Genomic DNA, 24,602 nt, shown 5'->3' with positions numbered 1-24,602 from the left:
GGAACAGTCGTGGTGGAACATCAACAGTGTATACACGAAGAGCCACTTTGCCCAGCAATTGCCGCCTGAATCTAGGAAATTGGTCATCTGTGTATACATGGCTCTTGTCCGCCCGGTCTGCCCGGTCTACCATGGGCAGCAACACAACGTCGTGGACAGGATGAATGTCATGGTCACCAAGAGCTATCGGGCCGCCTACGAACGCAGCCTGGATCAACCCGCGGAGTTCTGGCTGGAGGCCGCTCGCGGGATCTCCTGGTCGGTGCCGCCGCAGCAGGCCCTAGATCCCGGCCGGGCGCCGCTGTATGACTGGTTTCCCGACGGTGTCCTGAACACGTCCTACAACGCCCTGGACCGGCACGTCGCCCAAGGCCGGGGTGGGCAGGACGCCCTCATTTACGACTCCGCAATGCTGGGCACCCGGCAGAGCTACACGTATGCGGAACTGACGGAGCTCGTGGCCCGATTCGCCGGTGTGCTGCGCCGCAGCGGGGTCGGCAAGGGCGACCGCGTGGTGATCTACATGCCGATGATCCCCGAGGCCGCGATCGCGATGCTGGCCACCGCGCGGCTCGGCGCCGTGCACTCGGTGGTCTTCGGCGGTTTCGCCCCCAAGGAGCTCGCCGCCCGGATCCGGGACGCCGCCCCCGCGGCGGTGGTGACGGCGACCGGCGGCATCGAGCCCTCGCGCCGGATCGAATACCTGCCCGCAGTCGCCGAGGCCCTCGACCTGGCTGATGCCCCCGGGACCCCGGTGCTGGTCAAGGCCCGGGACGGCTTCACCGCCACGGTGGAGTCCATGGCGGCCGAACACCCCGGGTGGCTCGACTGGGACACCGAGATGGCCTCCGCCGAGCCGGCCGCGCCGGTGGACGTCAAGGCGACGGATCCGCTGTACATCCTTTACACCTCGGGCACCACCGGCTCGCCCAAGGGCGTGGTGAGGGACAACGGCGGCCATGCCGTGGCCCTGTCGTGGACCATGGAAAACGTCTACGGCGTCGGCCCCGGGGACCTCATGTGGACGGCCTCGGATGTCGGCTGGGTGGTGGGCCACTCCTACATTGTGTACGGGCCGCTGCTGGCCGGCGCCACCACGGTGCTGTACGAAGGAAAGCCGGTGGGAACCCCCGACGCCGGCGCGTTCTGGCGGGTGATCCAGGACCACAAAGTCAACGTGCTGTTCACCGCCCCCACCGCGCTGCGGGCCATCCGGAAGGCGGACCCCGAGGGCCAGCTTGTCGGCAAGTACGACATTTCCAGCCTGCGGACCCTGTTCGCGGCCGGCGAGCGGCTGGACACCGACACCTTCTACTGGGCCTCGCGGGTGCTGGGCGTCCCGGTGGTCGATCACTGGTGGCAGACGGAGACTGGCTGGGCCATCTGCGCCAACCCGCGCGGCCTGGCCGAGCTGCCGATCAAGGCCGGCTCGCCGAGCGTCCCGATGCCCGGGTTCCGACTCAACATTGTCGACGGCGGGGGCGCTGACGTCGAGGCCGGCACGGAAGGCAACATCGTGCTGGGCCTGCCGCTGCCGCCCGGCACCCTTACCACGCTGTGGCGCAACGACGAACGCTACATCTCCTCCTACCTGCAGGCATTCGAGGGCTACTACGCCACTGGCGATTCCGGCTACCGGGACGCGGACGGTTACGTCTTTGTGATGGGCCGCACCGACGACATCATCAACGTCGCCGGACACCGGCTTTCCACCGGCGCCATGGAACAGGTGATCGGCCAGCACCCGGCGGTCGCCGAATGCGCGGTGGTGGGCCTCGCCGACCCGCTCAAGGGCCAGCGTCCCAGCGGCTACGTGGTCCTCAAATCCGGCGTGGACGTTCCCGAGGACGTGCTGGCCAGGGACCTGATCGCCCTGGTCCGGCGCGATATCGGGGCCGTGGCGGACTTCAAGCACGTCACCGTGGTGGAGGCGCTGCCCAAGACCCGTTCGGGCAAGATCCTGCGCAAGACCATGCGCCAGATCGCCGACGGAGACGACTACGTGGTGCCGTCCACGATCGAGGACGCGGGCGTTATCGACCGGCTGCTCGAAACCCTGCGCCCCGCCGCCTCGGAGTAGTTCCATCCCGAAACTCTGCGCTGCGTGACGCCCGACGGGGGAGTAACCCCACGGCCGGCGGTGCTGGCTACGGCCGCGGCCGAGTCCACCGGTATTCGTTTTCCGGCCGTCCGGGGGCGCCGTAGCGTGCCGCGCGGGAGACTGTGCCGGCGTCGGCGAGGTATTCGAGGTAGCGCCGGGCGGTGACCCGGGACATGCCGAGCGCCTCCATGACCTCACTGGCCGAGACCGCCCCGTCCTGCGCCTTGATGTAGTCCTGGACGGATTCCAGTGTGGATACGGCCAGGCCCTTGGGCAGCGAGACCTCGGACGGGGCGCGCAGGCTGGCGAAGGCCTGGTCCACGTCGCTTTGGGACGCCCGGGCCCCGGCGACGCCGGTCACCGGCGATGCCAGCTGCTCGCGGAACAGCCGGTAGCTGGCGAGTTTGTCCGCAAACGTTGCGTAGGTGAACGGCTTGATCAGGTACTGGACGACGCCGGTGGCCACAGCGCTGCGTACGATGTTCAGTTCCCGCACGGCGGTAATGGCAATGATGTCCGCGAACAGCCCGGCAGCCCGCATCCGCCGTGCGATGTCCAGTCCGTGCAGGTCCGGGAGGTTCATGTCCAGCAGCACCAGCTCCACCGGGTTGCCCGCTGCCGCGAAGTCCGTGAGCAGGCGCAGGGCGGACTGCCCGTCCGGCGCGGAGCCCGCCAGGGTGAAACCGTCCAGTCTTTCGATGTAGGCGGCGTGCGCCGCAGCGGCAATGGGCTCGTCTTCGACGACGAGCACCCGGATGTCGCTCATGGCTGTTCCTCTGTTGTGGACGGCAGGGTTGTGGACGGCGGTGTTGGGGACGGCGGTGGTGTGACCGGCAGGGTGACGCGGAACAGCGCCCCGGCCGGGCTGGTGATTGTCATGGTACCGCCCAGCCGCTGCACGGCCTGGCGTACCAGGGCCAGCCCCAGGCCCCGCCCGAAGGGGCCTGGCGTCTTGGTGCTGAAGCCGTGCCGGAAGACGTCTTCCACGGCCGCGGGGTCAATCCCGGGGCCGCTGTCTTCCACCGTGATCTCCACGGCGGAGCCAGTGGTCTCGACGGTCAGTTCCACCAGCCGGGGCGCCGGCGCCTCGGCCGCGGCGTCGATGGCGTTGTCCAGCAGGTTTCCCAGGATGGCCACGAGGTCCTGCACGGCCAGTCCGGTCACGGCCGTGGAGCCGCCGGCGCTGAGGGTCAGTTCGACGCCGCGCTCGTGCGCCTCGGCGGCCTTGCCCATGATCAGTGCCCCGAGGACTGGTTCCTCGATGGAGCTGACAATGTCGTCCGTCAGCCGCTGGCTGAGTTCCAGGTCCTTGGTGGCGAAGTCCAGTGCCTCAGGTGCCCGGCCCAGTTCCATGAGCGAGACGATGGTGTGGAGCCGGTTGGCGTGCTCGTGGGTCTGGGCGCGGAGGGCGTCCGAGAGCGTGCGCATGGTTTCAAGCTCGCTGCCCAGGGACTCGATTTCGGTGCGGTCGCGGATGGTGGCCACAGTTCCGTAAACATGCGCGCCGGATGCCGCTCCCCGCTGGCGGCCTGTGGCGGTGTCAGGTCCCACTGCGGGGCCCTGGTTGACCACCAGGACCCTGGAGTCGGTCAGGTGAAGCTCGTCGAGCGCCGTCCGCCCGGATTCGAAAAGTTCCTTCAGGCTGGGTGCAAGCGGCAGGTCCGCGAGGGAAGGGGCCGTCTGGCGGCCGCCGCCCGCCTCGCCGGTGGCATTCGTCCCGGCAGCGTTCGTCCCGGCAGCGCCAGCGCCGTCGGCTGACTGCTTCGGCAGCCCCAGGAGGTCGGCGGCCTGGTCGTTGTACATGACCACCTTGCCCTGCGGGTCGATGAGGATCACGCCCTCACGCACCGAATGCAGCACTGATTCGTAGTACGCGAAGAGCTGGCCCAGCTGCTCCGGTCCCCAGCCGCGGGTCACCCGGCGCAGGTACCGCCCCAGGAGCCAGGACGCCAGCGAACCAACTGCCAGCAGCGCCAGGGCGATGGCCAGCACCGCCGGCAGCCTGCCGGAGACCGCCACATCTACCGTCCGGACCGTCACGCCCGCGGCCACGAGCGCCCGTACGTTGCCGTCCGCATCTTTGACCGGGGCGATGGTGCGCACCGACGGGCCGAGGGTGCCGGCCGTGACCTCCGTGAAAACCTGGCCGTTGAGGGCTGCGTCGATGGAGCCGATATACGGCTTGCCCAGTTCCTCGTTGCGCGGATGGGTCCACCGCGTCCGGTCCGGGGCCATGATCGTGACGAAATCCGCGCCGGCATCGTTCATGATCTTCAAGGCATACGGCTGGAGCAGGGCTGACGGGTCGGCGGCGCTCGCCGCCTGCAGGACGAAGGGAGCGTCGGCCACCGTGGTGGCAATGCCGGCCATCCGGCGTCCGGCCTCGTCGTAGGCATGATCGCGTGCGTCGACGAACGTGGCCGTGCCCACGATGGCCGTCAGCGCCACGATGAACAGCAGATTGGCCGCAAACAGCCTGCGGGCGATGCTCCAGCGCTGGATCATCAACACCTTCCATGACCAATATGAACGTAAGGGTGATGCGCGTCACCTTGTCATCAATGATGGGGGTACACGCAAGAACGGACAGTGACCGGACCACAGAGTGGGCCTCACGAAAGTCCAGCCTATCCAAGGAGAACACCATGGCCTCTCAACGAGGAGAGTCGGCAGCACCGGCCGCAACGCTGGCCAAGAAGCGCAAGGGACTGGACAAGTCCCACTACCTTTACATTGCAGTCATCGTCGCCGTCATTGCAGGTGCCGTCATCGGTCTGATGTTCCCCGAGGTCGGCAAATCCTTCAAACCGCTGGGCGACGGCTTCATCAAACTCATCAAGATGATGATCGCGCCGGTGATCTTCTGCACGATCGTGCTGGGCATCGGTTCCATCGCCAAGGCCGCCACCGTCGGCAAGGTCGGTGGCCTGGCGCTCGGCTACTTCGTCGTCATGTCCACTTTTGCCCTGGCGATCGGCCTCGTGGTGGGCAACCTGATCCACCCGGGCGAGGGCCTCAAGCTCGCCCCCTACGATCCGAACAAGAAGGCGGCGGTCGACAGCACCGTTGACTTCCTGCTTGGCATCATCCCGGGCGACATTCCCGTGCTGCCGACTCTGCTCGCCGCAATCCTGGTCGGCTTCGCCCTGCAGAAGATGGGCCCGCAGGGAGCCCCGATCCTCAAGGCCGTGGGCTACGGACAGGCCCTGGTATTCCGCATCCTCATCATGATCATGTGGCTGGCTCCCGTCGGAGCCTTCGGTGCGATCGCCGCCGTCGTCGGTGCCACCGGTTTCCAGGCCATCATCAGCATGGCCACCCTGATGGGCGCCTTCTACATCACCTGCGCCCTGTTCATCGTGGTGATCCTCGGCGGCCTGCTCAAGGCGGTCGCCGGCGTCAGCATCTTCAAGCTCATGAGGTACCTCGGCCGGGAATACCTGCTGATCTTCTCCACGTCTTCCTCCGAAGCCGCGCTGCCCCGCCTGATCGCGAAGATGGAACACCTCGGCGTGTCCAAGCCGGTGGTCGGCGTCACCGTCCCCACGGGCTACTCCTTCAACCTGGACGGCACCGCCATCTACCTGACCATGGCCGCGCTCTTCGTCGCCAACGCCATGGGCACGCCGCTGGACCTTGGCGCCCAGGTTTCCCTGCTGGTCTTCATGATCATCGCCTCCAAGGGTGCCGCCGGCGTTACCGGCGCCGGCCTGGCCACGCTGGCCGCCGGACTCCAGGCGCATGCTCCTCAGCTGCTCGGCGGCGTGGGCATGATCGTCGGCATCGACCGGTTCATGTCCGAGGCCCGCGCCCTGACCAACTTCACCGGCAACGCCGTCGCCACGGTGCTGATCGGCACCTGGGTCAAGGAGATCGACGCACCCCGCGTGGACCGTGTCCTCGCCGGTGCCGAGCCCTTCGACGAAGAGACCATGCTCGCCGGCCACACCGCTGTGCAGACCACAGAGCAGGACGTCACCGAAAAGCCCGAACAGCCGGCCCAGCCGGTCCTGGCGAACGCCTGACCCGGACGCTATCTGATCCTGTAGCTACGGGAAACTGCCCGGACGCCGACCAGCGTCCGGGCAGTTTTTTGTCCGCCCGGCCCGTGGCTGCGGAGGCCGGGCCGTGGTTACACCCTCCCGCCCCGGCAGGAACCTTCGAGTTCTACCGGAACCTCAAGGCTCAGATGACGGCGGTTGTCAAGGTCCGTCGAATACCGCGCCGGGCGCTGTAACCTTGGGAGGAACGTGCTGGGCCCTGAGCCCGGTGTCAGGAATATGAAGCACGACAATCACCGTCATCGAAAGTGTGGATAGATACGTGAGCAGCGAACAGGGTTCAGCAACTCTGGAAGGCATCGAACTCGATCTGGAAGACGCCGTCATGGGCCCCACCGGGCGGCCCCACCGCGATTTTCCGGAGCCCGCACCGCTGTCCTCCCACGGTCCTGCGCGGGTCATCGCCATGGTCAACCAGAAGGGCGGCGTGGGCAAAACCACGTCCACCATCAACCTCGCTGCAGCCCTGGCCGAGTACGGCCGCCGCGTGCTCCTGGTCGACTTCGATCCGCAGGGCGCCCTGTCCGCGGGACTCGGCACGAATCCGCACGAACTCGACCTCACCGTGTACAACGTGCTCATGGACCGCAAAGTGGACATCCGCGACGCCATCCAAAAGACCGGCGTGGAAAACGTTGACCTGCTTCCGGCCAACATCGACCTCTCCGCCGCCGAGGTGCAGCTGGTCAACGAAGTGGCCCGCGAGCAGGTTCTGGACCGGGCGCTGAAAAAGGTCGAGGACGACTACGACGTCGTCCTGATCGACTGCCAGCCCTCACTCGGCCTGCTCACCGTCAATGCGCTGACGGCTGCCCACGGCGTCATCATCCCGCTGATCTGTGAATTCTTCGCCTTGCGCGCCGTGGCGCTGCTCGTGGAAACCATCGACAAGGTCCAGGACCGCCTCAATCCGCGCCTGCAGGTCGACGGCGTGCTGGCCACGATGTACGACGCCCGGACCCTGCATGGCCGCGAGGTAATCGCCCGCCTGGTGGAGGCCTTCGGTGACAAGGTCTTCGAAACGGTCATCAAGCGCTCCATCAAGTTTGCCGACGCCACGGTTGCGGCCGAGCCCATCACCACCTACGCGGGCAACCACGTCGGTGCCGACGCCTACCGCCGCCTGGCCAAAGAGCTGATCTCGCGCGGCGGCGCGCCCTAGCCAGGATCGTGGCAGGCGCCTTCGCTCCGCCAGCAAGTCCCGACATGCCCGTGGAGCTCGACACCCGTCCGGAATCTGCAAGGCCGGCCGGGAAGAAGCCCGGCTTCGAGGTGCGGCTGGCCAACTTCACGGGCCCGTTCGACCTCCTGCTTGGACTGATCTCGAAGCACCAGCTGGACATCACCGAGGTGGCGCTGTCCACGGTCACTGACGAGTTCATCAAGTACATCAGGGGCCTGCAGAAGCTCGGGGAAGAATGGGCGCTGGATGAGGCCAGCGAATTCCTGGTCATCGCGGCCACGCTCCTGGACCTCAAAGCGGCCCGCCTGCTGCCCGCAGGCGAAGTCGAGGACGACGAGGACATCGCCCTGCTGGAAGCCCGGGACCTCCTCTTCGCCCGGCTCCTGCAGTACAAGGCCTTCAAGCACGTCGCCGGCATGATGGGCTCGACCCTCGAACTTGAAGCCCGGCGGTATCCCCGGCAGGTTGCCCTGGAGGGGCACTTCGCCGCACTGCTTCCCGAACTGCTGTGGCGGCACACCCCCGAACAGTTCGCCGGCCTGGCCGAGGCAGCCCTCAAGCCTAAGGAGGCAGCCCCCACGGAAGTGGGCCTCGCGCACCTGCACGGTGCGCCCGTGAGCGTCAAGGAACAGGCCGAGCTGCTGGGGGAGCGGTTGCGGCTGGGTACGCCGCTGACGTTCCGGGCGCTGATCGCCGACGCCGAATCCACACTGGTGGTGGTGGCGCGGTTCCTGGCGCTGCTGGAGCTCTTCCGCGACCGCGCCGTGGGCTTCGACCAGCTCCTGCCACTCGGCGACCTGACCGTGCACTGGACGGCGGATACCCAGGAGTGGAGCAGTGAAAACCTGAGCGAAGAATACGAGGACCAGCCGTGAACGAACGATTGCCTGACCCGCAGCAGGACACGGGACCGGACACGGGACCGGACACTGCCCTGGACGTTGCGAGCCTGCCCGGCGGCGCCCGCGCTGCCCTGGAAGCCGTGCTGATGGTGATCGACGAACCGGCCACGGCCACGGCGCTGGCCGCCGGGCTGAACCTGACGGTCGACGTCGTCGAGTCCCTCCTTGCTGAACTGCAGCGTGAGTATAACGGCTATACTGTTAATGCCCCGGATGCGGACGTCGCCACCTTGGCCGGCAAAAAAGTCGGCAAGAAAGTCGGCCACAATGCCGCCCCCCGGGGTTTTGAATTGCGGAATATCGCCGGAGGCTGGCGGATCTATTCCCGCGCGGAGTTCGCAGAGATTGTTGGCGAATTCGTGCTGGAGGGACAAACAGCCAGGCTGACGCAGGCGGCGCTCGAAACGCTCGCCGTCATCGCTTACCGCCAGCCCGTATCAAGGGCGCGGGTGTCTGCAATTCGAGGAGTCAATGTCGACTCTGTCGTGCGGACGCTGACGCAGCGGGGGCTGATCGAGGACTCGGGAACCGATCCCGAGTCCGGGGCAATCCTGTACCGCACGACATCGTATTTCCTCGAGCGGATGGGAATCGGCTCCGTGGCTGAACTGCCGCAGCTTTCCCCCCACCTTCCAGGTCTGGAAGGGATCGAGGAATACTACGACGCAGGAAGAATGTAGCAGTATTAATTCAGGCTTTACGCAGGCACCACGCCTGCACAAAGAGTATCCACCGGGCAGAACAATTTGCCCGGCCGGCGGGTGTTGTCGGGAGACAGCGGCCGCAGGCCAACAACGTAAGGACGGGTCATGACACAGGCGGGACGCCAGGGTTCACCACGTAACAGTTCGGGACGCAACAGTGCCGGACAAAGCAGTGCCGGTCAGAGCAGTGCCGGACAAAACAAGGCACAGGGCTCAGGCCGGCCGCAGGGCGGCTCGGGCCGCAGCAGCGGAGCCGGATACGGCGGCAGCCGCAGTGGGGGAGCCGGATACAAGGGCGGCGGAGACCGCCCCTTCAAGCACCCCAAGCCCCGCGAAGAGGCCTTCATCGATCCGGACCTGCAGGGACAGGACGGTGCGCCGTCGGCGGCCCGCCAGGGTTCCGCTGACTGGAAGTCGAAGGCGCCCTCGGGCAAGGAAGCAGCCCGCAAGGCCGCCGCGCGCAAGCCCGGCTCCGGCAAGGTCCCCGGTACCCCCGGCGCCCTCAAGCCCAAGCCGCGCACCGGCGCCGCCAAGTTCGCCGGTCCCCGCGCGTTCGGCAGCGAACGCTTCGGCCAGAACCTCGGACCGGTACGCAAGCCCGGCCGCAACCGCGGACCGCGCCGCGAAGTGCCCCAGTCTGAGCTGCACGACGCCGACGGCACCCGCCTCCAGAAGGTCATGGCCTCCGCCGGCGTCGCCTCACGGCGCGTATGCGAGGAAATGATCGCCGAAGGCCGCGTGGAGGTCGACGGCCAGGTCGTCACCGAGCTCGGCGTCCGCGTCGACCCCAAGACAGCCGTGATCCACGTTGACGGCCTGCGCATCCAGCTGGACGAGAACATGGTCTACATGGTCTTCAACAAGCCCAAGGGCGTTGTCTCCACCATGGAGGACCCGGACGGACGCCCGTGCATCAGCGACTTCGTCCGCAACCACCACGGCGAACGCCTCTTCCACGTGGGCCGGCTCGACGTCGCCACCGAGGGCCTGCTGCTCCTGACGAACGACGGCGAGCTCGCCAACCGCCTGACGCACCCGTCCTACGAAGTGCCCAAGACCTACCTCGTGCAGGTCCGCGGGCCGTTCCCCCAGGGCGTGGGCGCGGAACTGAAGGCCGGCGTCGAGCTCGAGGACGGCATCGCCTCGGTGGACTCCTTCAAGCTCGTGGACTCCACTCCCGGGCATGTGCTGATCGAGGTCGTACTGCACTCGGGCAAGAACCGGATCGTCCGTCGCTTGTTCGACGCCGTCGGCTTCCCCGTGCTGCGCCTGGTCCGGGTCAAGGTTGGCCCCATCGGGCTGGGCGACCAGCGCCAGGGCAGCATCCGCAACCTCGGCAAGCAGGAAGTCGGCCACCTGCTGGCATCCGTGGGGCTGTAAGCATGTCCGCCTTTCGCACCCAAGGCCGCGGCCACCTGAACGGCCCCGTGGTCGTGGTGGGCTCCGGGCTCCTGGGCACCAGCATCGGGCTGGGGCTGCGGGGGCGCGGAGTCGCGGTGTTCCTCTCGGATCCGTCGCCGACCAACCAGGCTGTCGCCGTCGACATCGGCGCGGGCCTGCCATTGGCGCGCCTCGAAGGCGAGCCGGAGCTCGTCGTCGTGGCTGCGCCGCCGGACGTCACGGCGGACGTCGTTGCCAAAGCGCTGCAGGATTACCCTGCCGCCGTCGTGGTGGATATCGCGAGTGTGAAGGCAAGCATCCTTGCCGATCTCCGCAGCCGCGGCGCCGACCTGGGCCGCTACCTGGGCACCCATCCCATGGCCGGACGCGAAAAATCCGGACCTGTCGCCGCCCGCGGCGAGCTGTTCACCTCCATGCCTTGGGTGGTGTGCCCGGCGGAAGAGACCCTGCCGGAGTCCATCCGCGTGGCGCGTGCGCTGGCGGGCGATCTTGGCGCCGTCGTGTCCGAGTTCGGCGCCGACGAACACGACGAAGCCGTGGCGCTCGTGTCCCACCTGCCGCAGGTGATGTCCTCGCTCGTGGCCAGCCGCCTGCAGGGCACGCCCCTGCACGCGCTGTCCCTGGCCGGAAACGGGCTGCGGGACGTCACCCGGATCGCCGCGAGCGATCCCACCCTCTGGGTCCAGATCCTGGGTGCGAACGCGGACAAGGTGGTGGAGATCCTGCACGGAGTCCGTGAGGACCTCAACCGGCTGATCGGCACCCTGGAGGCCCCTACCGCTCCCGGCGCCCGGCTGGATCTTGCCCAGCTGATCAGCGAGGGCAACGCCGGCCAGTCCCGGATTCCGGGCAAGCACGGCGGACCGCCGCAGGCCTACTCGTGGCTGACGGTCCTGGTGGATGACACGCCGGGACAGATCGCGAAGCTGCTGACCGAGATCGGCGAGATCGGCGTCAACGTCGAGGACCTGCGGCTCGACCACTCCTCGGGACAGAACGTGGGTATGGTGGAAATTTCCGTGTTGCCCAACAAGCACGATCTTTTGATAGAAGCCCTCAACGACCGCGGATGGCGGGTACTCCAGTAATGACTCAAGAACTCATCGAGACAGTGGACATAGTCCGCCCCGGAAAAAGCCTTGTGGTCGCCATCGACGGCCCCTCCGGCTCCGGCAAATCCAGCGTCAGCAAAGAGGTCGCCCGCCGTCTGAAACTGGCCTACCTCGACACCGGCGCGATGTACCGTGCCTTGACGTGGTTCTGCCTGGAGAACAGCACGGACCTGGACGACGCGTCGGCCGTCGAGACCGCAGCGGAGACCCTCCCGCTGGAGATCAGCACGAACCCGCAGGAAGAGTACGTCCGCGTCGGCGGGCACGATGTCACTCTCGCCATCCGGGAACCCGCCATTTCCGCAGCGGTCAGCGCCGTTGCCACCACCCTGGGCGCGCGGACCGAGCTGATCCGCCGGCAGCGCGAACTGATCGAAAAGCACCACCGCCGCATGGTGGTGGAGGGCCGGGACATCACCACCGTCGTCGCGCCCGGGGCCGAGGTCCGGATGCTGCTGACCGCCAGCGAGGAAGCCCGGCTGCGCCGCCGCGGCATTCAGCTGGGCGGGAGCCAGAATGCCGAGCAGCTGGCTGCCCAGGTCACGCACCGCGACGCCAAGGACTCCACCGTGGTGAACTTCACCACGGCCGCCGACGGCGTAGTCACCCTGGACTCCTCGGAGCTGGACTTTGACGAGACGGTGCAGGCCGCGCTCGACATCGTGGACACCGTTGTCAATCACCCCGTTGTCAAGCAGAGCACCGCACGGCACCGGGCCGTCCCCGGTGACTGACGGCACCGGAGCACCGGCGAGCGTGCAGGACTGCCTGCCCGGCCGGTGGACGACGGCGTGGAGCCGTCCCGTGGGATGGCTCCTGGACCACATCGTCTACCGCACCTCCGTCACGGGACGCTCCAACGTCCCCGCCACAGGCCCCGTGATCTTCGCAGGGAACCACATCAGCTTCCTCGACGGACCCGTCATGTTCGGCGCCTCGCCGCGACCCATGCACATCCTCGTCAAACAGGAGATGTTCACCGGGTTCCTCGGCCGTGTCCTGGCGGCCTCGGGCCAGCTTCCCGTTGACCGCCTCGGCGGCCGTGCTGCCCTGGCCACGGCCCGGAGCCTGCTCGGCGCCGGACGGTGTGTCGGGATTTTGCCCGAAGGCACCCGGGGGAGCGGTGAGGCCGCCGCGATCAACAACGGTGTCGCCTGGCTGGCGCTGAACTCCGGCGCCACCGTGGTTCCCGTGGCCATCCTGGGCACCAGAATCGGCGGCGAACACCTGGACACGGTTCCCGCCCCCCGCCGGCTGCTGCATGTCAGCTTTGGCGGGGCCATCAACGTCAGCCGCAGGCCCGGTGAGACCGGCCGTGTTTCAATGGACAGGGCGGGAACCGAAATTCGGGCCGCGCTAGCGCGCCATGTCCAGGACTCAGTACTAAGAACCGGGCAGTCCCTGCCCCACGCGGAATCACCGCACGAACGTCATGAAGCAGTAGCCGGGACGCCGGCAGATCACCACCTAAGGAAAGTGCAATGAGCGATACGACTCAAACCTCCGGCAATTTTGGCGCCGGCGAAGACGAATACACGCCCACCGGCACCGACCAGGTGGCTGAACACCTTGCCGCCCTGGACGATGACGAAGCGGAGCTCCGCGCGGCCTCCCTTCGCGCCGGCCTGGACGACTACGAGCTGGACGAAGACGACGCCGCCCTGCTGAGCGGCCACTTCGACGACGAGGACTTTGACGGTCCGGTCAAACTGGACCCCGTCCTGGCCATCATCGGCCGGCCCAACGTGGGCAAATCCACCCTGGTCAACAGGATCCTGGGCCGTCGCGAGGCAGTGGTCGAGGACACCCCCGGCGTCACCCGCGACCGCGTCATGTACTCGGCGCAATGGAACGGCCGCAACTTCACGGTAGTGGACACCGGCGGCTGGGAGCATGACGCCCGCGGCATCCACGCCCGCGTCGCGGAACAGGCCGAGATGGCCGTGGAGCTCGCCGACGCCGTCCTGTTCGTCGTCGACTCCGCGGTGGGCGCAACCGCCACCGACGAAGGCGTCATGAAGATGCTGCGCAAGTCCAAGAAGCCGGTCATCATGGTGGCCAACAAGGTGGACGACTTCGCGCAGGAAGCGGACTCCGCAACCTTGTGGGGCCTGGGCTTCGGTGAGCCGTACCCCGTCTCGGCCCTGCACGGCCGCGGCGTGGCCGACCTCCTTGACCACGTCATGGACACCCTCCCGGAATACTCCCTGATCGAGGGCCTCGAACGTTCCGGCGGTCCCCGCCGCATCGCCTTGATCGGCCGCCCGAACGTCGGCAAGTCCTCGCTGCTGAACAAGCTCGCCGGTTCCGAGCGCGTGGTGGTGGACAACACCGCCGGCACCACCCGGGACCCGGTCGACGAATTCATCGAACTCGGCGGGCGCACGTGGCGCTTCGTGGACACCGCCGGCATCCGTCGCCGCCAGCACATGGCCCAGGGCGCAGACTTCTACGCCTCCCTGCGCACCCAGAGCGCGCTCGAAAAGGCCGAGGTCGCCGTCGTGCTCCTGGCCGTGGACGAGGTGCTCAGCGAGCAGGATGTGCGCATCCTGCAGCTCGCCGTCGAATCCGGCCGCGCGCTGGTTCTCGCGTTCAACAAGTGGGACCTCCTCGACGACGAACGCCGCCGCTACCTGGAGCGCGAAATCGAGCAGGACCTTGCTCACGTGGCCTGGGCGCCGCGGGTGAACATCTCGGCCAAGACAGGCTGGCACAAGGACCGGCTCGTCCCGGCCCTGGATGTTGCCCTGGAAAGCTGGGACAAGCGCATCCCCACGGGACGCCTCAACGCGTTCCTGGGTGAACTCGTGGCTGCGCACCCGCACCCGGTCCGCGGCGGCAAGCAGCCCCGCATCCTGTTCGGCACCCAGGCGTCAAGCCGCCCGCCGAAGTTCGTGCTGTTCACCACCGGATTCCTGGACCCGGGATACCGCCGCTTCATCACCCGGCGCCTCCGCGAGACCTTCGGTTTCGAGGGCACGCCGATCGAGGTCAACATGCGTGTGCGCGAAAAGCGTGGCAAGAAACGTTAATTCCGACACACCTTGCCCGTGACAGCATGAAAATGTCACAGGCACCCTCTTGGATCGTGTAAGCTTTTCAAGGTGGTTCGGCCGGACTGCTTGGAAGAAAATCTGGAGAAAATCCAGGTCAACTTCCCAGCGGAGAACGGCAGAACCAGCGGGCTGTAGCGCAGCTTGGTAGCGCACTTGACTGGGGGTCAAGGGGTCGCAGGTTCAAATCCTGTCAGCCCGACCAACAAAAGCAGGTCATAGGCCGCTTCCGGAGAAATCCGGAGGCGGCCTTTGCTGTTTAAGCACCCTGCGTGCGCCAAGCGCCGCTAGTGGCGTGAGTGCCGTGAGTGCCGTGAGCGCCTCAGGGGCCGCTACGTGGCCGTGGTGGCATCGGGGATTGCATCGGGGAAGGACGCCCGGAGCGCAGCAAGGAGCCGGCCGAAAATCTCGTCCTCGCTTCCCGTGCCGTCCACGCTCAGGAGGATCCCGCGCTGTGAGCAGGCAGCGGCCACGGGCTCGGTTTCCTGGTGGTAGAGCTCCAAACGGTGCCGGATGACGTCCTCGGTGTCGTCGCTGCGTCCGGTCATGGTGGCGCGTCGGAGCAAACGGCTGACGAGTTCGGCGTCGTCGACGCTCAGTTGGAGTGCAGCGTCCAGCGCCTGCCCGTTGGCGGCAAGGATGACGTCCAGCTCAGCTAGCTGCGCCGTGTTTCGGGGATACCCGTCCAATATGAAACCGAACCCGCCCCTGACATCGTCCTGATCCAGGCGCTCACGCACCACACGGTTCGTCAGGTTGTCCGGCACCAGGTCGCCCGCGTCCAGATGCACAATGACTTCCCGGCCCAGCGGCGTCCGGTTTTTCACGTGGTCGCGGAAAACCTCGCCGGTGGAGACTACGGTGATGCCGAGGCGCCCGGACAATCGTTCAGCCTGGGTGCCCTTGCCGCACCCCGGGGGACCCATAATCAGCATTCGCATCAAGGCAACTCCCTCAGGCGCCGGTGAAAGGTGTCCTTGTATCGTGTTCGCCGGGAGGCGCCAGCGCAAGGGGCTGGGGTGCGGCGCCTGTCACCGGCAGCGCGTGTCACAGAAACCGCCTATTTCAGGAAGCGTGACGTCCGGCGGTCGGCCAGGATCTTTCCCTTCGTCTGGCACGTCGGGCAGTACTGCAGGGCCGAATCGGCAAAGGAAACTTCCCGGACCGTGTCGCCGCACACCGGGCACGCTTCGCCGGTCCGGCCATGGACCCTCATATGGCTCCGCTTGGCGTCTTTGAGCTCGTTGGGCGGCTTGCCAGTGGCTTCTTCCATAGCAGTTCCCAGGATGCTGTGGATGGCGTCATAGAGCCGCTGGACGTCCGCCGGCTCCAGGGACTTGGCGATGGCGAACGGCGAGGTCCGGGCCGCGTGCAGGATCTCGTCGCTGTAGGCATTCCCGATGCCGGCCATCACGCCCTGGCTCCGCAGCACGCCCTTGATCTGCTGGGAACTGGACGCGAGGATCGCCGCGAAAGTGCCGACGTCGAAGCCGGGACTGAACGGATCAGGTCCGAGCGCCGCGATGCCGGGTACGTCGTACGGATCGCGGACCACATAAATCGCCAGGCTCTTTTTCGTGCCGGCCTCGGTCAGGTCCATGCCGACCGGGCCGGCGGCGCCGGAAAATGTCAGCCGCGCCGCGATGTGGCCCTTGCCCATTCTCAGCTGTGTGTCCGTGGGGGAGTCTGTGAACCGGAGCCACCCGGCCCGCGCCAAATGGAAGACGAAGAACAGCCCGTCGGCTTCGACGCTGACGAACTTGCCGAACCGGCGCACTCCCGTGACAGCCCGGCCCTCGAGGCCGGAATAGGGCGGGTCTGCCGTCTTGAGCACGGCAAAGGAGACCAGCTGGATCTTCGCCACCACTGCTCCGCGCAGGTGCTGGTCCAAAAAGTCCGCCAGTGCCGCAACTTCCGGAAGCTCAGGCATGGCCTAGCCCTGGCGCGCCCGAAGAATCCCGGCGCCCCGGTTGTCCACGTTCCTGTTGCTCAGCGGCGCATGCTCTGCCATCGCACCATCTTCTCAGATCCCTCCCCGGCCCCTGCCCAATATGCCTATACTTTCAGCGGCGGCTAGAACAAACGACTGCCGCCACATAGGTGATTGACCCGATGAAAGGCCCGTCATGAGCATCATTCCCGAAGACCTGTCCTACACCGCAGAACACGAATGGGTTTCGGCCCCCAATGCCGACGGGGTTGTGCGCGTGGGCATCACCGATTTTGCCCAGGACGCCCTCGGGGATGTCGTCTACGCCCAGATGCCCGAGGTGGGGACAACCATCAAGGCCAACGACGTGGTCGGCGAGGTCGAATCCACCAAGAGCGTCAGCGACATCTACGCCCCGGTGACCGGCGAGGTCGTGGGCCGGAATGAGGCCCTGGACACCGATTCCGCCCTTATTAACTCCGATCCGTACGGTGATGGCTGGCTGATTGAAATCAGGCTCGCGGAAGCCGACGCGGTCGAGTCCTTGCTCAGTGCATCCGAGTATGAACAGCAGGTAGGCTAAAGACACAGGTCGTTCGGGCCGGGGTCGCCGGAAAGTGTTGTTGGGAAAACAAAACAAGCCGCACCCCGCCGAAGGGCCTCCATACCGGGACTGCGAGGCTTTCCCGGACGGCATGCGTTGTTTGCAGGGGGGACACCTGCAACGAATGAGGAGGACTCAATGTTTGGGCACGAACGGAACGACACCGGTGACGGTTACGGCACGGGTGGAGTGAAAGCTTCGGAGACCACGTCGATCAACCTCACTCCGGTGCGCGACGAACCCAACTTCACGCCGAAGCTCTCGACCGAGGAGCGGGCGGCCGTCGAGGCTCTTCCCTTCGGATCGGCCCTGCTCGTGGCCCACAGCGGCCCCAACGCCGGTGCGCGGTTCCTGCTGGATTCTGACGTCACGACGGCGGGCCGCCACCCGGACGCCGATATCTTCCTCGACGACGTCACCGTATCCCGCAGGCACGTTGAATTCCGCCGCACCGCGCGCAGCTTCGAGGTTGTGGACACCGGGAGCCTCAACGGCACCTACGTCAACCACGACCGCGTGGATTCCGTGGAACTGAAGTCCGGCAACGAGGTCCAGATTGGCAAGTTCCGCCTCACCTTCTACCTCAGCCCTGCCCGCGCAGCAGGCAACGTCTGATTCCGGGGTAGTTGCCTGTGGCCACGGCACAAGCGGATCGGCGCGGACCCCAGGTTCTGAACATCGGGGAAGTCCTGGCTCAACTGAGCGACGACTTCCCCAGTATGACGGCGTCAAAAATCCGGTTCCTTGAAGAAAAGGGACTCATCAACCCCAAGCGGACGCCTGCCGGCTACCGGCAGTATTCGGAGAACGACGTCGAACGGCTGCGCTTTGTCCTGGCCCTCCAGCGTGACCAATACCTGCCCCTGAAGGTCATCAAGGACTACCTTGACGCGATCGACCGGGGCGAACGGCCGGAGAACCTGCCGGCCGGCGTCACGGTCTCGCCGCGGATCGTCTCCGAGCAGCTCGCCACCGAGTTGCACGGCCGTACGCGCCGGCTCAGCGAGGAGCAGCTCCGCGCGGAATCCGGGGCAAGCGTCCCGCTGCTGGAATCGCTGCTCAGCTACGGCCTGATCGGCCATGTCAACGGCAAGTTCGACGAACATGCCCTGCAGGTGGCGCGCGCCTGCGTCCAGCTGGAGAGCCACGGCCTCGAACCCCGCCACCTGCGGCCATTCCAGGCGGCCGCCGACCGCGAGTTCGGGCTCGTGGAACGCGCGGTGGCCACGCTGACCTCCCGCAAGGATGCCGCCTCCCACGCCCGGGCCGCCGAGGCCGCCCGGGAGATCAGCGACCTCTGCCTGTCCCTGCATCAGGCGCTGGTCCAGGACCGGATCTCGAGGATGGACATCTGATGATTGAGGTGGAGATTGTCGGCGTGCGGATTGAGTTGCCGTCCAACCAGCCCCTTGTCCTGCTCAAGGAGATCCACGGTGAGCGCCATGTGCCGATCTGGATCGGGACCCCGGAAGCCAGTGCCATCGCCCTGGCCCAGCAGGGGGTCATCCCGCCACGGCCGATGACCCACGACCTCCTGGTGGACGTCGTGGAGGCCCTTGGCCACACGATCGTCAGCGTCAACATCGTGGCGGTGGAGGACAACATCTTCTACGGACAGCTGCAGTTCGAGAACGGAACCACCGTGAGCTCCCGGGCTTCGGACGCCCTGGCGCTTGCCCTGCGCGCCAAGTGCCGGATCTGGTGTGCCGACGCCGTCATGGACGAGGCGGGCGTCCGGATCACCGAACACGACGAGGGCGAGGACACGCATCCCAGCCCCGCGGTGGACGAGGAAGGCGAGCTTCGCCGCTTCCGCGAGTTCCTCGACGACGTCGAACCCGAAGACTTCGGCGGCTGAACAGCCGCCCGCCACTGGAGCCAGGAGAGCTGCCGGGGTCGCTGGTGCTCCTGTTACAGGAGTGTTTGGTGGCACTCCCGGGGCGGCTGTGGCGGCGCCAAAGGTTAAAGCCGAGGATGAAAGTTTCGACACGCCCGCCGAATAGCCCCAACGTCTTTGACCTTGGGCCCCGGCAGGCCTAACGTCGGAGGTACAAGTTCCCATTGCATACGGTAGCCGCGCAAGTCACACTGGAAAGTGCAGCCCCGGCTGAATTACACGGGTGGAATCGTCACCTTGTGTCATGCAGCTGTTCACGAACATTGCTGCCGATGCAACTTACTCAGGGGAACTCACGACAAGGAGGGTCCACGTGAGTCCGAAAGGCGAAGCAGGCGAGCTGAAGCAGGCCGCAACGGCCGGCATTGCTGTGCCCGCCAGCGGTGCCCAAGGCCTGCTGTTCACCGAGGATCTTCCCGTTCTGGACGAAGACGCGGGCTACCGTGGCCCCACCGCCTGCAAGGCGGCCGGCATCACCTACCGCCAGCTCGACTACTGGGCACGCACCGGACTTGTCGAGCCCGCCGTCCGTGGCGCGGCCGGCTCCGGTTCGCAGCGGCTCTACGGCTTCCGGGACATCCTGGTCCTCAAGGTCGTGAAGCGGCTCCTGGACACCGGGGTCTCCCTGCAGCAGATCCGCACCGCCGTGGAGCATCTGCGGGAGCGCGGCGTCGAGGACCTCGCCCAGATCACGCTCATGAGCGACGGCGCGAGCGTCTACGAATGCACGTCGGCCGATGAAGTAATCGATCTCGTCCAGGGCGGCCAGGGGGTGTTCGGCATCGCCGTAGGCCGTGTTTGGCGCGAGGTGGAAGGAAGCCTCGCCGCTCTTCCCAGCGAACACGCCGCGGAGCAGTCCTTTCCCGACGACGAGTTGAGCAAGCGCCGCGCAGCACGCAAGATCGGCTAGCGCCCACCGCTACAGATACAGACGCACTTACTGACGTAGTTTGCAGAACAGACTGAGGCCGCCTCCCCAACAGGGAAGGCGGCCTCATTCGTTGAGCTGGAACCGGGTTGGCAGTTCCAACCGTTCCAGTTAGCGCAGGCTGCGGTTGCGGACCGTGCCGGCAGGGGCCAGGCCGTTGGGGTGCAGCAGGTTCTGCAGGAGGGCGTCGAAAAGCGCGGCGGCATTCTTGGCCGAATCCCCGGGCCAGTGGTGGATGGAGTGGGCGGCGCCCTGGATCTGCTGCCAGTTGGCCTGCTCCGGGATGTGCGGACTCAGGAGCAGGTCGCCGAACATGGACTCCATCTCCGAGAGCCGGAAAGTGTGCTCGGCCGAGCCGCTGCGCACCCGGTTGGCCACGATCCCGGCGGGGGAGAGCTTGGGGGCGAACTCCTGGCGGAACAGCTGGATGGCGCGCATGGTGCGCTCCGTGCCGGCCACCGAGAAGAGCCCGGGCTCGGCCACCAGGGTCACCTTGTCGCTCGCGGACCACGCCATCCGGGTCAGGCCGTTCAGCGACGGGGGGCAATCGACCAGGACCAGGTCATAGTTCTGCGCACCGGCCAGGACCGCAGAAAGCCTGCGGAGGTCGCGGCGGCCCAGATCTGGCCGGTCGTAGATACCCGTGTAGGCAGAGCCCACGGCCACGTCCAGGACCGAAGCCTGCGCGGCGGAATGCGCTGTGCCATTGGCGCCGTTGGTTCTGGCCTGTTCCACCCAGCCGCTTGGAACCACGTTGTCCGCCAGATGTGCCCGCCGGGGCGACCTCAGCATCCTGCCGATATCGAGCTGATCGTCCGGGCTCACGCCCAGGGCGGTGCTGGCGTCAGCGTGCGGGTCAAGGTCGACGACGAGTGTGGGGATGCCGGCGGCCAATGCCGCCGACGCCAGTCCGGTGGTCACGGATGTCTTGCCGACACCGCCTTTGAGGCTGCTGATGCTCACTACTTGCACTTGAAAAACCAATACCTAACGCCGGTTGCCGAGACGGGGTCGTGCCGGCTCCTGCGTTCTTCGGAGCCGGGGCGTGCATGCGCCACCCACCCACTCATCATATGTTGATGCTCCGGCGAAACCCGTTTCATCCACCCCGGGGCGCCAGAACCTCGTGAACCGAACAGGCGGAGAAAGCTCTCAGGCCGGGGCCCTGCCCATCGCGGCGTCCGTGACGGATAATGCTGTGACAGTGGCCACAATGATTTGTGTTTGCCCACACAGGTCCTAGACACTGTGAGCACTTACCGATACCGCCCGCGATGATGCAGGAGAAGTATGTTTTCTAAGATTCTGGTGGCCAACCGCGGCGAAATCGCGATCCGCGCCTTCCGCGCGGGCTATGAGCTGGGTGCCAAGACTGTCGCTGTGTTTCCCCACGAGGACCGTAACTCAATTCACCGCCAGAAGGCCGATGAGGCGTATCTGATCGGCGAGGAAGGCCACCCGGTCCGGGCATACCTGGACGTGGACGAGGTGGTGCGCGTAGCCAAGGAGGCCGGGGCGGACGCCATTTACCCCGGCTACGGTTTCCTCTCCGAGAACCCGCGCCTGGCGCGTGCCGCAAAGGAGGCCGGCATTACGTTCGTCGGCCCGCCGGCGGAGGTCCTGGAACTGGCGGGCAACAAGGTTGCAGCCCTCGAGGCCGCGCGGAAGGCCGGCGTCCCTGTGCTGAAGTCCAGCCAGCCGTCGAAAGACCTGGACGAACTGATTGCTGCAGCGGATGAGATCGGCTTCCCGATTTTCGCCAAGGCGGTCGCCGGCGGCGGCGGGCGCGGCATGCGCCGCGTCGACACCCGCGAGGCGCTCCCTGAGGCGCTGCAGGCCGCCATGCGCGAAGCCGACGCCGCGTTCGGGGACCCCACCATGTTCCTTGAGCAGGCTGTCCTGCGCCCGCGCCACATTGAGGTCCAGATCCTGGCCGACGCCGAGGGCAACGTCATGCACCTCTTCGAGCGGGACTGTTCCATCCAGCGCCGCCACCAGAAAGTCATCGAGATCGCGCCCGCCCCGAACCTCGACGAGGGCATCCGGCAGGCCCTCTACCGCGACGCCGTGAAATTCGCCAAGGCTCTGAATTACGTCAACGCCGGCACGGTTGAATTCCTTGTCGATACGGTGGGTGAGCGCGCCGGCCAGCACGTCTTCATTGAAATGAACCCGCGCATCCAGGTCGAGCACACGGTCACCGAGGAAGTCACCGACGTCGACCTCGTCCAGGCGCAGCTGCGCATCGCCTCCGGCGAGACGCTCGCGGACCTGGGCCTCTCGCAGGAGACCGTCCAGCTCAAGGGCGCCGCCCTGCAGTGCCGCATCACCACGGAGGACCCGGCGAACGGTTTCCGGCCCGACGTCGGCAAGATCACCGGCTACCGGTCAGCCGGCGGCGCCGGTGTCCGGCTCGACGGCGGCACCGTCTACTCGGGCGCGGAGATCAGCCCGCACTTCGACTCCATGCTGGTCAAGCTCACCTGCCGCGGCCGCGACTACCCGGCCGCTGTGGCGAGGGCCCGCCGGGCGCTGGCCGAATTCCGCATCCGCGGCGTGTCCACCAACATCTCCTTCCTGCAGGCCGTCCTGGACGACGCCGACTTCGTCGCCGGCGACGTGGCCACCTCCTTCATCGACGAACGGCCGCAGCTGCTGAAGGCGCGGGTCTCGGCGGACCGCGGCACCAAGCTCCTGACCTGGCTCGCCGACGTGACCGTCAACAAGCCCAACGGCGAACTGAAGGTCCACTCGGACCCGGCGGACAAGCTGCCGGCCCTCGATAACGCCAAGGCCCAGCCGGGATCGCGCCAGCGGCTCCTGGAACTCGGCCCGGAAGGCTTTGCCCGGGCGCTGCGGGCGCAGAACRCCGTGGCCGTCACGGACACCACCTTCCGCGACGCGCACCAGTCCCTGCTCGCCACCCGTGTGCGCACCCGCGACCTCGTGGCGGCCGGTCCGGCCGAGTCCAAGCTGCTCCCGCAGCTGCTCTCGGTCGAGGCCTGGGGCGGGGCGACCTACGACGTCGCCCTGCGCTTCCTCGGCGAAGACCCGTGGGACCGGCTTGCTGCCCTGCGCAAGGCGATGCCGAACCTGTGCCTGCAGATGCTGCTCCGCGGCCGGAACACCGTCGGCTACACGCCCTACCCGGAAGAGGTCACGGTGGCGTTCGTCAACGAGGCCGCCGCCACGGGCATCGACATCTTCCGCATCTTCGATGCCCTCAACGACGTCAACCAGATGGCCCCGGCCATCCGGGCCGTCCGCGAGACCGGCACCGCCGTCGCCGAGGTTGCCCTCTGTTACACCGCGGACATGCTGGATCCGGACGAGACGCTCTACACCCTGGACTACTACCTGGAGCTGGCGCAGAAGATCGTCGACGCCGGGGCACACATCCTCGCGATCAAGGACATGGCCGGTCTGCTGCGACCGGCTGCCGCGGCACGCCTCGTCTCGGCGCTGCGGGAGCGCTTCGACCTCCCCGTCCACCTGCACACCCACGACACCGCAGGCGGCCAGCTGGCCACGCTCCTCGCGGCCGTGGACGCCGGCGTCGACGCCGTGGATGTGGCCTCGGCCTCCCTGGCCGGAACCACCAGCCAGGTCTCGGCCTCGGCCCTCGTCGCCGCGCTGGCCCACACGCCGCGTGACACCGGGCTCAGCCTCACCAACGTCTGTGCCCTTGAGCCGTACTGGGAGGCCGTCCGCCGGGTCTACGCGCCGTTCGAGTCCGGACTGCCGGGGCCCACGGGCCGGGTATACCAGCACGAGATTCCGGGCGGACAGCTCTCCAACCTGCGCCAGCAGGCAATGGCGCTGGGCCTTGGCGAGCGGTTCGAGGCGATCGAGGACATGTACACCGCGGCGGACCGGATCCTCGGCCGCCTGGTGAAGGTGACGCCGTCGTCGAAGGTGGTGGGCGACCTCGCCCTGCACCTGGTGGGCCTCAACGCCGATCCCGCGGACTTCAACGAGAACCCGCAGAAGTACGACGTCCCGGATTCGGTGATCGGCTTCCTCTCCGGCGAGCTCGGCGACCCGCCGGGAGGCTGGCCGGAGCCGTTCAGGACCAAGGCCCTGCAGGGCCGCACCGTCAAGGTCCGCGACGTCGAACTCAGCGCGGAGGACAGTGCCGGGCTGAACGCCGACTCCAAGACCCGCCGCGGCACGCTCAACCGCCTGCTCTTTGCCGGTCCCACCAAGGACTACCTGAAGAGCGTCGAGTCCTACGGCAACCTTTCGGTGCTGGACACGCGCGACTACCTCTTCGGGCTGCAGCGCGGCGCGGAGCACGAGATCGAGCTCGAAAAGGGCGTCCACCTGATCGCCTCGCTCGAGGCCGTCTCCGAGCCGGACGAGAAGGGCATGCGCACGGTCATGTGCACGCTCAATGGACAGTCCCGGCCCGTCGTCGTCCGCGACCGCTCCGTGGTGAGCAACGTCAAGGCGGCCGAACGCGCCGACACCTCCCAGCCGGGGCAGGTGGCCTCGCCGTTCGCCGGCGCCGTCACCCTGACCGTCAAGGCAGGGGACACTGTGAAGGCCGGCGACACCGTTGCCACGATCGAGGCCATGAAGATGGAGGCATCCATCACGACGCCGGTGGCCGGCACCGTGGCGCGCCTCGCCGTCGGTGCGATCGAACAGGTCCAGGGCGGGGACCTGCTGCTGGTCGTTGAATAGCAGCCGAACAGCGGGGGCACGGCAACCCTCGCCGGCTTAA

The 24,602-nt window shown here is 67.0% G+C and carries 21 protein-coding genes and 1 tRNA gene; 17 read left to right on the top strand and 5 right to left on the bottom strand.

Features of this window, described 5'->3' with window-relative positions:
* Positions 1 to 169: 169 nt before the first annotated feature.
* Positions 170 to 2,080 (top strand): AMP-binding protein, encoded by a 1,911-nt coding sequence (locus AB4089_RS16805; protein ID WP_441410406.1) that lies wholly within the window; start codon positions 170 to 172, stop codon positions 2,078 to 2,080.
* A gap of 67 nt (positions 2,081 to 2,147) precedes the next feature.
* Here the strand turns inward: AB4089_RS16805 and AB4089_RS16800 are convergent, their stop codons facing one another.
* Together AB4089_RS16800 and AB4089_RS16795 are read right to left on the bottom strand one after the other, a co-directional pair.
* Positions 2,148 to 2,867, bottom strand: a complete 720-nt coding sequence (locus AB4089_RS16800; RefSeq protein WP_441410405.1) for a response regulator — start codon at positions 2,865 to 2,867, stop codon at positions 2,148 to 2,150.
* Positions 2,864 to 4,606 (bottom strand): sensor histidine kinase, encoded by a 1,743-nt coding sequence (locus AB4089_RS16795; protein ID WP_441410404.1) that lies wholly within the window; start codon positions 4,604 to 4,606, stop codon positions 2,864 to 2,866. Before AB4089_RS16795 ends, AB4089_RS16800 begins: the two co-directional genes overlap by 4 nt.
* 140 nt (positions 4,607 to 4,746) lie before the next feature.
* Here AB4089_RS16795 and AB4089_RS16790 point away from each other — a divergent pair, with 140 nt between their 5' ends.
* The 10 genes from AB4089_RS16790 to AB4089_RS16745 all read left to right on the top strand — a co-directional run bounded on the left by AB4089_RS16790 (position 4,747) and on the right by AB4089_RS16745 (position 14,722).
* Positions 4,747 to 6,126, top strand: a complete 1,380-nt coding sequence (locus AB4089_RS16790; protein WP_441410403.1) for a cation:dicarboxylate symporter family transporter — start codon at positions 4,747 to 4,749, stop codon at positions 6,124 to 6,126.
* 298 nt (positions 6,127 to 6,424) lie between these two features.
* A complete protein-coding gene (locus AB4089_RS16785) occupies positions 6,425 to 7,324 on the top strand; it encodes a ParA family protein (RefSeq protein WP_441410402.1) in 900 nt (299 codons plus the stop codon).
* Between the two features lie 44 nt (positions 7,325 to 7,368).
* Positions 7,369 to 8,220 (top strand): segregation and condensation protein A, encoded by an 852-nt coding sequence (locus AB4089_RS16780; RefSeq protein ID WP_441410401.1) that lies wholly within the window; start codon positions 7,369 to 7,371, stop codon positions 8,218 to 8,220.
* Positions 8,217 to 8,927, top strand: coding sequence for an SMC-Scp complex subunit ScpB (scpB, locus tag AB4089_RS16775; RefSeq protein WP_441410400.1), 711 nt, complete (start codon positions 8,217 to 8,219; stop codon positions 8,925 to 8,927). The genes AB4089_RS16780 and scpB overlap by 4 nt, the downstream gene beginning before the upstream one ends.
* Positions 8,928 to 9,056: 129 nt before the next feature.
* Positions 9,057 to 10,331: a pseudouridine synthase gene (locus AB4089_RS16770; RefSeq protein WP_441410399.1), complete on the top strand. Its 1,275-nt coding sequence runs from the start codon at positions 9,057 to 9,059 to the stop codon at positions 10,329 to 10,331.
* Between the two features lie 2 nt (positions 10,332 to 10,333).
* Positions 10,334 to 11,440, top strand: a complete 1,107-nt coding sequence (locus AB4089_RS16765) for a prephenate dehydrogenase (protein ID WP_441410398.1) — start codon at positions 10,334 to 10,336, stop codon at positions 11,438 to 11,440.
* Positions 11,440 to 12,198: a (d)CMP kinase gene (gene cmk / locus AB4089_RS16760; protein WP_441410397.1), complete on the top strand. Its 759-nt coding sequence runs from the start codon at positions 11,440 to 11,442 to the stop codon at positions 12,196 to 12,198. The genes AB4089_RS16765 and cmk overlap by 1 nt, the downstream gene beginning before the upstream one ends.
* A 70-nt stretch (positions 12,199 to 12,268) precedes the next feature.
* Entirely contained in the window at positions 12,269 to 12,949 is a 681-nt protein-coding gene (locus tag AB4089_RS16755; RefSeq protein WP_441410428.1) for a lysophospholipid acyltransferase family protein, read from the top strand.
* Entirely contained in the window at positions 12,946 to 14,496 is a 1,551-nt protein-coding gene (der, locus tag AB4089_RS16750; protein ID WP_441410396.1) for a ribosome biogenesis GTPase Der, read from the top strand. Before AB4089_RS16755 ends, der begins: the two co-directional genes overlap by 4 nt.
* A 149-nt stretch (positions 14,497 to 14,645) precedes the next feature.
* Positions 14,646 to 14,722 (top strand) — tRNA-Pro (locus AB4089_RS16745).
* A 127-nt stretch (positions 14,723 to 14,849) separates the two neighbouring features.
* Here the strand turns inward: AB4089_RS16745 and AB4089_RS16740 are convergent.
* Together AB4089_RS16740 and AB4089_RS16735 are read right to left on the bottom strand one after the other, a co-directional pair.
* Positions 14,850 to 15,452 carry an adenylate kinase gene (locus AB4089_RS16740; RefSeq protein WP_441410427.1) on the bottom strand — a complete coding sequence of 201 codons (603 nt, stop codon included), beginning with the start codon at positions 15,450 to 15,452 and terminating at the stop codon, positions 14,850 to 14,852.
* Between the two features lie 125 nt (positions 15,453 to 15,577).
* Complete coding sequence (locus AB4089_RS16735) at positions 15,578 to 16,447, bottom strand: Fpg/Nei family DNA glycosylase (protein ID WP_441410395.1); 870 nt, start codon at positions 16,445 to 16,447, stop codon at positions 15,578 to 15,580.
* A gap of 196 nt (positions 16,448 to 16,643) precedes the next feature.
* Here AB4089_RS16735 and gcvH point away from each other — a divergent pair, with 196 nt between their 5' ends.
* The 5 genes from gcvH to AB4089_RS16710 all read left to right on the top strand — a co-directional run bounded on the left by gcvH (position 16,644) and on the right by AB4089_RS16710 (position 19,858).
* Complete coding sequence (gcvH, locus tag AB4089_RS16730) at positions 16,644 to 17,030, top strand: glycine cleavage system protein GcvH (RefSeq protein WP_441410394.1); 387 nt, start codon at positions 16,644 to 16,646, stop codon at positions 17,028 to 17,030.
* Between the two features lie 159 nt (positions 17,031 to 17,189).
* Positions 17,190 to 17,666 (top strand): FHA domain-containing protein, encoded by a 477-nt coding sequence (locus AB4089_RS16725; protein ID WP_028275906.1) that lies wholly within the window; start codon positions 17,190 to 17,192, stop codon positions 17,664 to 17,666.
* A gap of 17 nt (positions 17,667 to 17,683) precedes the next feature.
* Positions 17,684 to 18,406, top strand: a complete 723-nt coding sequence (gene ftsR, locus AB4089_RS16720) for a transcriptional regulator FtsR (RefSeq protein ID WP_441410393.1) — start codon at positions 17,684 to 17,686, stop codon at positions 18,404 to 18,406.
* On the top strand, positions 18,406 to 18,909 hold the full coding sequence (locus tag AB4089_RS16715; RefSeq protein ID WP_441410392.1) for a bifunctional nuclease family protein: 504 nt from the start codon (positions 18,406 to 18,408) through the stop codon (positions 18,907 to 18,909). The genes ftsR and AB4089_RS16715 overlap by 1 nt, the downstream gene beginning before the upstream one ends.
* Before the next feature lie 352 nt (positions 18,910 to 19,261).
* Positions 19,262 to 19,858 (top strand): MerR family transcriptional regulator, encoded by a 597-nt coding sequence (locus AB4089_RS16710; RefSeq protein WP_441410391.1) that lies wholly within the window; start codon positions 19,262 to 19,264, stop codon positions 19,856 to 19,858.
* A 129-nt stretch (positions 19,859 to 19,987) separates the two neighbouring features.
* On the opposite strand, the gene AB4089_RS16705 is transcribed toward AB4089_RS16710, so the two are convergent.
* Positions 19,988 to 20,848 carry a ParA family protein gene (locus AB4089_RS16705; protein WP_441410390.1) on the bottom strand — a complete coding sequence of 287 codons (861 nt, stop codon included), beginning with the start codon at positions 20,846 to 20,848 and terminating at the stop codon, positions 19,988 to 19,990.
* A 318-nt stretch (positions 20,849 to 21,166) separates the two neighbouring features.
* Between AB4089_RS16705 and AB4089_RS16700 the strand changes: the two genes are divergently transcribed.
* Entirely contained in the window at positions 21,167 to 24,562 is a 3,396-nt protein-coding gene (locus AB4089_RS16700; RefSeq protein ID WP_441410389.1) for a pyruvate carboxylase, read from the top strand.
* Positions 24,563 to 24,602 lie beyond the last annotated feature (40 nt).

Source organism: Arthrobacter sp. 2MCAF15, from assembly GCF_052115605.1.
In the GTDB taxonomy this organism is placed as follows: Bacteria; Actinomycetota; Actinomycetes; order Actinomycetales; family Micrococcaceae; genus Arthrobacter.
Note: the sequence above shows the minus strand (reverse complement) of the source record. Positions and strands in the feature narration are given on the sequence as shown.